Source organism: Bacillus sp. CZDM1, assembly GCF_055502545.1.
In genome coordinates, this window is the sequence record NZ_JBUESO010000032.1 from 1 (window position 1) to 8,672 (window position 8,672).

8 protein-coding genes and 2 pseudogenes are annotated in these 8,672 nt (G+C 37.2%); all 10 read right to left on the bottom strand.

Annotation, left to right across the window (positions count from 1 at the left end; all coding sequences use genetic code 11):
- Nucleotides 1-180: 180 nt before the first annotated feature.
- Complete coding sequence (locus ACY3XC_RS28550) at nt 181-345, bottom strand: hypothetical protein (RefSeq protein ID WP_464871557.1); 165 nt, start codon at nt 343-345, stop codon at nt 181-183.
- A 272-nt stretch (nt 346-617) separates the two neighbouring features.
- Nucleotides 618-1,934: pseudogene (locus ACY3XC_RS28555) on the bottom strand (DUF4158 domain-containing protein); the annotation flags it as partial.
- Between the two features lie 274 nt (nt 1,935-2,208).
- Complete coding sequence (locus ACY3XC_RS28560; RefSeq protein ID WP_464871550.1) at nt 2,209-2,973, bottom strand: sugar phosphate isomerase/epimerase family protein; 765 nt, start codon at nt 2,971-2,973, stop codon at nt 2,209-2,211.
- Nucleotides 2,974-3,056: 83 nt separating this feature from the next.
- Nucleotides 3,057-4,073: a Gfo/Idh/MocA family protein gene (locus ACY3XC_RS28565; RefSeq protein ID WP_464871551.1), complete on the bottom strand. Its 1,017-nt coding sequence runs from the start codon at nt 4,071-4,073 to the stop codon at nt 3,057-3,059.
- Nucleotides 4,074-4,141: 68 nt separating this feature from the next.
- A pseudogene (locus ACY3XC_RS28570) lies at nt 4,142-4,255 on the bottom strand (gfo/Idh/MocA family oxidoreductase); the annotation flags it as partial.
- Between the two features lie 10 nt (nt 4,256-4,265).
- On the bottom strand, nt 4,266-5,240 hold the full coding sequence (locus ACY3XC_RS28575; RefSeq protein ID WP_464871552.1) for a Gfo/Idh/MocA family protein: 975 nt from the start codon (nt 5,238-5,240) through the stop codon (nt 4,266-4,268).
- Between the two features lie 51 nt (nt 5,241-5,291).
- The gene (locus tag ACY3XC_RS28580; RefSeq protein ID WP_464871553.1) at nt 5,292-6,398 is read right to left on the bottom strand and encodes a Gfo/Idh/MocA family protein; all 1,107 of its coding nucleotides are present in this window, start codon (nt 6,396-6,398) and stop codon (nt 5,292-5,294) included.
- A 26-nt stretch (nt 6,399-6,424) separates the two neighbouring features.
- A complete protein-coding gene (locus ACY3XC_RS28585; protein ID WP_464871556.1) occupies nt 6,425-6,793 on the bottom strand; it encodes a sugar phosphate isomerase/epimerase family protein in 369 nt (122 codons plus the stop codon).
- 184 nt (nt 6,794-6,977) lie between these two features.
- Complete coding sequence (locus ACY3XC_RS28590; RefSeq protein WP_464871554.1) at nt 6,978-8,144, bottom strand: GntR family transcriptional regulator; 1,167 nt, start codon at nt 8,142-8,144, stop codon at nt 6,978-6,980.
- A gap of 327 nt (nt 8,145-8,471) precedes the next feature.
- A partial coding sequence (locus ACY3XC_RS28595) for a DnaB-like helicase C-terminal domain-containing protein (RefSeq protein ID WP_464871555.1) occupies nt 8,472-8,672 on the bottom strand: 201 nt, incomplete at its 5' end.

Genomic DNA, 8,672 nt, shown 5'->3' on the forward strand with positions numbered 1-8,672 from the left:
CGGGTCCACCCAAAAATCCATGCTCACTTTTCTAAACCTAGCCATCCACAACACTACCCTTCTTCTTGTTCATACTTTCACCCCTTTATATATTGAAAAAGGAAGAAAAAGGACATGGTAATTTCAAAACTTTGTGAATGTTTTATGACAAATGAGTTTCTGGGTACCTACATCCCTTGACTATCGATTGATTAATTCTAAAAACGAATAGATCATTAAGATCCCTTTATCGAAGTTTTCTAAGTTAAAATGTTCATTCGAAGCATGGAGATTTTCATCAGGCAGCCCAAATCCCATTAAGACAACAGGAGAATTAGGGTATGTTTGATATCCGATCCATTCCATTCGGTTTGGGCGCGCTTTTGGAGAAGATGCCCTTGTCGTTATCGGTACAAATGGCGTCGATAAAGCGGTAAAATTAACGAAGGGCGTAAAGGTAGTTGAAGAAGCTGGCGGGGTTAGAGTTGTTGATGGTATCGATGCATTTATTAAAAAAACAAACTTAATATAGCTAGAAATTAAGGAGATTGGTTAGTCCTTTACTTTTCCAACCCGGACGGTTCTAGCGGTCCTTTTTGTCTAATTTGTACCATGAGAACCGTCCCTCTGGACACCTAAACAGCCATTTCATAGTAATGACGATTTATTGTTGTACCATCATCCTTGTATAAATGCTTTTTCCATCGTTTTGAAATAAAATCCACAGGTGAGTCATTAGGCACTTTTCGTTTTCCGGATTCGTTCATTCCTCGGATAATCTCAACAGCCTTTAAAAGTGGCTCATTTGCCTTAGTGGAATGAAATTCCAATACTCTTAATAGCGTTGGCGTATATTTTCTTAGTGAATAAAACCGTTTTTGCAGTAAGTCTAAATAATCATAGTCGGCAGGACGCGCAAGTTCCTGAGCTTCTTCGACTGAAGAGACAAAAGAATTCCATTCGATAACGGATTCTAAAACCTCAAAAACGTCTAATTTTTCCTGTTTTGCTTTGATCAAAGCTTGTCCGATGTTCGTAAAGTGTATAACTTTCTCATTCAGCTTTTTACCGTTTTGTTTCTGAATTTCCTCTTGAGCTTTACGGCCTTTTGATAACAGACTAAGTATTTGTCTGTCATGAATTTCAAAAGCTTTATCTGTTAACTCCTGAGTAAGATGTAATAAATAGACGATTAATATCGAATATCGTTTATTTTCTTGAAAGTCACGAAATGCATAAGGCTCATATCTTGAACCTAAACGGGATAGCTGTAACAGGCGATTGCGATGCAAATGACTAATTTTTACCGTCTCTAATTCTATTCCTCGTATGTATCCGAGTCGTCCTATTACTTTTAGAAATGTTTCGGGTGAAGGATGACCCGGTGTTTCCTTTAACCAACCTAATATCGTTTTATTGGATTCGGATGGATGCTGCGAAGTAATGATCTCTTCAAGTTTTTCTTTTTGCTCATTTGTTAGAGACTGACTAACCGTATAAAATAGCTTCTTTTCAGCCATTGCCCTTGCCTCCCACACCATTCTCTCAAGTGTAGTGATAGCAGGCAGTATGATTTTGTTTTTTCTTAGAAAATCTATGCATTCATGTAGTAGATGAATGGTATCGCCATTTTCCAAAGCTAATTGATAAAGATTCTTAAATGCCATTCGATATTCTTTTAGAGTAAAAGTTACAAAGCCGTATTCACTTCGAATTTCTTTCAAATGATCCCAAAGTGTATTTTCCCTTTGAGGATAAAGAAAAATCGAAGATGGAGTGGCACCGATTTGTTTCGATATATAATGTATGACTGAATCCGGGATACTTTTGATATGAGTGTATGGCCAACCGGGATACCGAAGGACGGCTAATTGAACGGCGAACCCTAAACGGTTTTCTTCTCTTCTTCGTTTATTTATAATTTCTAAATCTCGTTTGGAAAAAGTATAGTAGGAGGGGATTAACTTTGACCGTAATGGCCAAATTTGGATGGTCAGCCCTGCAACTGGTGGAATCATGAAGGTCGAAGGAGATAAGGTTTCAATTGTTGAAAACTACAAATTTCCTATTGGCGCAAATTTCCACAATGATGGACGTCTTTTGGAGGGATAGTAACAATCCCTCCTTACTTTTTATTTATTCCTGCAGTTAGCAATACAAAAAACTATTCCTAGAGTGAATTGTTAAAAAAACGACTATCTCCCTACAAATGCTGGGTCCAATCGTCCATCATGACAATCTTCCTATCATTTCTTTTAGGTTATTTACATTAATAGCCAGACTTTCATAAGGATCACGATCAAACTCTTCTTGCTCAACAGTAAACCACTCAATATTTAATTCATTTCCTATTTTAATTAATGTTTCAAAATCTAGTTGACCATTACCAATTTCTGTTCCCATTCTTTTACCGTTGACAATTTTCATATCTTTCAAATGCAAGGACACAACACGGTCTTTATATTTTTCAATGATGGCAAAAGGATCCTGGTTAGCAAAGGCTGCCCAATAGCAATCAAGTTCAACTTTTACTTGTTCTGGATTAGTATTTTCAAAAAGCAGGTCAAATCCTGTCTTGTCTCCAAATCTTTCAAACTCAAAATCATGGTTATGATAACCAAATAGAAAGCCAGCATTTTTGCAAGTTTCACCAATATGATTCAATGTTTCAGCGGTTTTCTTATAAGTATCCTCTGACAATCTCATTTCTTTTGGAAGCCATGGACAAATAAGTAAATTGTTTTCAAGTGTGTGATGATATTCAAACGTTTTTAATAGTTCATCACCTAAGAGTTGATCGATTCCAACATGAGCGCCAGCCGTTTTCATTCTATTTGCATCCATTACATGTTTCACTTCTTGAGCAGGTGTTTGAAAAAAACCTGCAAATTGAATGGCTCCATATCCAAGGTCAGCAACTTTTTGGACCGTTCCCAAAAAGTCCTTTTCGGCGTCTTTCCATACTGAAAACAATTGCAAGCCAATAGTACTCATTAGATATACCTCCTTAATTTCTTTGAATAAGAGCGGCTCTGTTTAACACATCACCGCTCTTATTTTATGGGGTTGAATTCGAATTAAGCTTCAATGCTTGCTGTGGCTATTTCAGCGATTTCAATTCTTCTGCCTTGTTCATTAGATAAAGTAGCAGCTTGATTTATTAATGTTAAGTTAAGAAAATCATTTTCATCAAGTGTTGGTTGAGCATTTTCGAGAATGTCAGATACCCATTGATTAAGTGGCATTGCTAGTGATTCAGGTAATTGCTCAGGAACTTTCCAACCTTCACCTAATTGTTTACTTTTCAAACGAATATTTTGATCCTCAATTAGCAAAGTCCCTTCAGTTCCATATAGTTCAAGTTGGAAAGGAGAGCCATTCGATAGAAAACTAGTTTCAAGCATCCCTAGTACACCGGATTCATATTCAACCATGACCACTGCATTATCATCTACGTCATATCCTAATGTTTTTTGTAATCTTGCTGTCACAGCCTTTGCTGATCCCGCTAACCGATTTGTTAAATAAATCGGGTGTGCTCCGAGGTCAATTAAGGCACCTCCTCCACACTCCTCTTTATTAAAAAAGTGATCTGGCAGCCATCCATTTGGATGTCCTTCAAAAGGAACAGCACCATTATGTGCCAATCGACAACGAATGGAAGTTAGTTTTCCAAGCAATCCTTTATCAAGTACATTTTGAGCATACAAATAATAATTTTCCGTTAAACGAGGTAAAGAGACCATTAACTTAACTTCATTTTCCTTTATAACAGTGAAAATTTCTTCACAATCCCGAACTGTAAATGCTAACACTTTTTCTGTGAAAATATGTTTTTTATGTTTAGCAGCAAGTGTAATAATTTCCCTATGAAGATTTGTAGGTGTATCTACAAGCACAGCATCTATTTCGGGATTTTCTAACACCTTTACTAAATCTTTTTCAAATGGGACTCCAAGCTCTTTGGCCCACTTATTTCCACGATCAGCAATTTCATCCCAAACCACTTTAATCGTTATGTCTTCATTTTGCTTCGCTTGATGAGCATAATCAACTGCATGTACATGCCATTTACTTAACAAGGCAACGTGCATCTGAGAATAACCTCCTTATTTTTGTGTGCCAGTAATTATAATCGATTTTTGAAATATAATATTTTTTATTATATTTTTGGAATTTCGATATCCACTTCGCGGCATAATTCAGAAGAGCGCAATATCCCGTCAATAATCGCCTGATTGATTAAAATTTGTTCTCCTGGAATCGGAGCAGGTTTACTACGTCAATCATTTAATAGAGGTAACAGCCCTATATCCTGCCGCTTGATAAATTGTCTCTGTCAGCTTTACTACTTCTTTCGCGAAATCTCCAGGTACCATTACATCGTGATGACCAAGGATCGCAGCGATAAAACTTTTATCCGAATTCGTTGTTTGCTGAGGAAGCTCAGGGTTGACGGGTTCTTTGCCAAATTGACGAAGAACAATCTTACCGTTGTCATAAAAAATGCCTCCACTTTCCCCACAAAAAACATATGTTTCATGCCAGCATGGAGCATTCCCAACTATATTTAAGCCTGCTACAACATTATTTTCAAAACGAATCGCAGTAAATGAATCCTGTTCTACTGGAGTTTGATGCTGCTCCAGTTTCGATTCAACTTCGAGTGGCTTTAACCCTGTGGTCCATAAAAGTACGTCTACAATATGACTTCCAGAATCCATAAGCATCCCTCCACCAGATAACGATGGATTTTGCCTCCATGTACCTGCGGTAAGCTGTTTCCATTCCTGATAGAGTGAAGCTGTTACCGATGTGAGCTTTCCAATCGCTCCGCTAGCAATGGCATCACGGATATAAAGGAAGGCTGGTTCAAAATGTCTTTGGTAAGAGACTTGGAGAACTCTGTCTGCCTTTTTGGCTAGTTCGATAAGTTGCTCTGCTTCTTCGAGTGAACAAGCCATTGGTTTTTCAATCAGCACATGGCAATTATGGTTTATGGCATCGACCACTTGTCTGAAATGAAGGGTATGTGGTGAACAAATAAGCACCGCATCCATTGGAACGCTCTCTAGCATAGAAAGATGATCATCAAACTGTACAACATTTTCAAGATTGAACTTCTCAATTAATAACTCTCTGTGTTTAGAATTGGGATCTGCAACCGCTACGATTGTTGCATTCTCTAATTCTCCCAACTGCTTAACATGTACATGGGATATACCACCTGTACCAATAATCCCGATTTTCACATTTTCCATTATATTCCTTCCTTCATAAAAGGATATTTTTTTCACGATTTCTTCAGTTAATTATTTTAAAGCAAGGCTTGGTTGTTTTTCGAAATAAACGGCTTTACCAGTTTTTGCAGATTCATAGATAGCTTCTAAGATTTGAGTCACGACATATGCTTGTTCCGGTTTTACGACAGGTTCTGTGTCATTGACAATATTATCAATCCACAGTCTAGCTTCGAGATCAGCATCTGATTCTGCTTTTCCATCATAAAATGCAACTCCACCTGCACCTAAATCAACATTTGTTGTATAGAGCTTACCGAAGTTTTCTCCGTTAATTCTTAGGCCTTCCTTCATATCGGCTCCGCCCTCTGTACCAGACAATGAACATTTTGCTTCATCGATATCTAAAGAATTCAATGCCCAGCTTGTTTCTAAAACGATTGTGGCACCATTTTCCATTGTAATAAATCCAAATGCAGAATCTTCAACTGTGAACTTTTCAGGATCCCACGGTCCCCAAGCATTTGCCGCATTTTTCTTCTGACTTAATTTATGATAAGTTGATCCCATAACAGATTTTGGCTTATAGTTGTCCATCATCCACAAGGTTAAATCAAGAGCATGTGTACCGATATCAATGAGCGGACCGCCGCCTTGCTTTTCTTCATCAAGAAAAACTCCCCAAGTAGGTACTGCGCGGCGGCGAATAGCATGTGCCTTCGCATAATAAACCTCTCCAAGATCGCCTCGTTCACATACCTTATGTAAATGCTGGCTGTCTGAACGGAAACGATTGTTATACCCAATCGTCAGTTTTTTGCCTGAACGTTTAGCAGCCTCCACCATTAGATGCGCTTCTTCTGACGTTTTCGCCATTGGTTTTTCACACATAACATGTTTGCCTGAATCTAGGGCTGCAACAGAAATTTCCGCATGGGAATCGTTCGGGGTTAGGACATGAACCACCTCGATTGACTCATCCTGAAGTAACTCTTGATAATCCTCATATACTTTGGCATTTTCAACGCCGTACTTAGCTGCTGCTTTTTCAGCTCTTTCAACAAGCACATCACAAAATGCAACCAATTCAACGTTTTTTAGTTTTGATAGACTTGGCATATGTTTCCCATTTGCAATACCACCACAACCGATAATTGCTACTTTTACTTTTCTAGACATAGATCTTCCTCCCTATTACACTTTGATTATTTAAAATAAATAGCAAGATGCTCTTTTGCTTTTATGATTCCTTGACGCTCTTGTTCTAGAGAACCCCAATATCGATGGTCTTCAAGTTCAATACTGATGGGACCGGTGTATCCGATTTTTTCCAAACGTACGGCAACTTTTCCCCAATCGACATCCCCTTGTCCTGGAATGGTGTAACGCCATGATCCTTCTGAAAAATCATACTTGGCACCAAAAGTAGCCGGAATGACACCGCATTCATATAATTCATCATGTAAAATTTCAGTATCTTTCCCATGACAATAATTTACTTTTTCTCCAAATTCACTTAAAACGCGTAAATGATCGATGCCAAGTCGAACTAAATTAGATGGATCATAGTTAATATCGAAATGTTATGAAGGTTCTCGGATGATCGACAAGTAAACCGCTTACATTTTCCAATAAAAAATACAGATAAGATAATATATCATTTTTAATAATAACTATCATTGCGCCATAATGATATATCAATAGATTACTAACTTATACAATATAAGTCAACTATATTTTAGGATTTTAAAAAAATCCCTAATCAGCGGGATGTTTTTCCGTATTCGAATTGACAATAACTTTTGTGGATTTTCCCTCGATTAATGTAAAATCTATTCTAGTAAGCTCTGGGATTTCCTCACCTTTTAGATGCATCATTAATAATTCAACGGCCTTGATTCCCATATCTTTCTCGTGTTGACGGATATGTGTAAAGGCAGGTTGATCAAACTGATTCTCTGGATAATCAAAACATACAAGCGAATAATCTTCAGGAAGTTTTTTCCCTAAATCATTTAATACCTTGTTCAATAACAGAGCCAAACCATATTCACAAACAATGAAGGCCGTAATATCAGAATTTTCAAGAATAAAACGTTTAATTGATTGGTAACCGGTATTCATTGAATCGCTTGATTTATCACTAAGGAATTTTAAGGGCAGGCTATTTTGTAGACTTAATTGAAGCTTCGGATTTAATTTGATTCCTTTTTTTGAATATGCTTGGTTATACCCTTGAACCCGCTCTTCAATCGTTGATGTACCAATTGGAGGAGGTGATAAAAATCCGATATCCTTATGACCAGTGGAAAACAAAAAATTCGTTACCATTTCACTTGCTGATCGATTATCTGTACAAACCGAGCTTGCCGGAATACCTTTTAAGTAACGATCTATTAAAACTAAAGGAAAATCTGTTAAAACTAATTTTAATAATTCAACATTGTAGTGTTCCCCATTGACAGGAAAAATGATGAGACCGTCTACTCCAAAGTTTACTAGATTTTTAATTGCGTTCTCTTCTTCCTTAATCTGACCACCAGTTCGTCTGATAATCAAATGGCAATTATTTTGTAAACACTTTTCCTCAATTGTTTTAACGAGAATTAATCCAAAGGCTTCATCAAAGTCAGGTATAATCAATCCAATCAATCTACTATCAGTGGGAATGGGCGTGGACCCGTGAATGGACATTTCAATTTTCTCTGCTTGATGCTCTGCTACGAAAGAACCCTTACCCCTTATCCGCGTAATAATTTTGTTTTGTGCAAGTAAGTCTAACGCCTTTTTTGACGTAATTCTACTTACCTTGAATTCTTCAGCCAAATCTTTTTCAGAGGGAACTCGATCGCCTTGCTTGAGAAGACCTTGATGAATTTGATTAATGATAAAATCATAAATATTTTCGTATAATGGAGTATTCACTGGATTTTTCACCTTTCTTATTAGTTGTTATATCAACTATATATAATATAACATCTTTATATCTTTAACACAAGAGATTAACCTTTTGACCTAGTAAAAAGGAATTGCCTCGGTATTTAAAATAAAAAAAACAATCCCCCTAATGGCATAGTGACAGGGTAGCTGTTCTAGTCCGCAAGTTTTTTTCCATTAAAAGTAATTTATACCCCGTATTTTGGGGGATATTTATGCTTAAAATGCTTATCGTTGTAACTCTGCACTTTCCTGACGCTACCCCATATAGAAAACAATCAAAGTAAGCGTCTTTTATTAACACCATCTACCACCCTATTCTCTATTTTTATCCTTTGGGTCCTCGATTCTTCCTGTATGCTCGTTGTAATCCATAATCGCTGACCCAACTGGACCATTTCGATTTTTCGATACAAGGATCTCAAGAGAAGGATTCTTGGTTTCCTTGTCATAATAGGATTCACGATACAGGAACAAAATGACATCGGCATCCTGTTCCACACTGCCTGATTCCCG

What these genes read in the sequence shown, in the direction of transcription:
- ACY3XC_RS28575 (WP_464871552.1), bottom strand. Translation starts at nt 5,240, where the DNA reads ATGGAAAATGTGAAAATCGGGATTATTGGTACAGGTGGTATATCCCAT.
- ACY3XC_RS28580 (WP_464871553.1), bottom strand. Translation starts at nt 6,398, where the DNA reads ATGTCTAGAAAAGTAAAAGTAGCAATTATCGGTTGTGGTGGTATTGCA.
- ACY3XC_RS28560 (WP_464871550.1), bottom strand. Translation starts at nt 2,973, where the DNA reads ATGAGTACTATTGGCTTGCAATTGTTTTCAGTATGGAAAGACGCCGAA.
- ACY3XC_RS28550 (WP_464871557.1), bottom strand. Translation starts at nt 345, where the DNA reads ATGGAATGGATCGGATATCAAACATACCCTAATTCTCCTGTTGTCTTA.
- ACY3XC_RS28565 (WP_464871551.1), bottom strand. Translation starts at nt 4,073, where the DNA reads ATGCACGTTGCCTTGTTAAGTAAATGGCATGTACATGCAGTTGATTAT.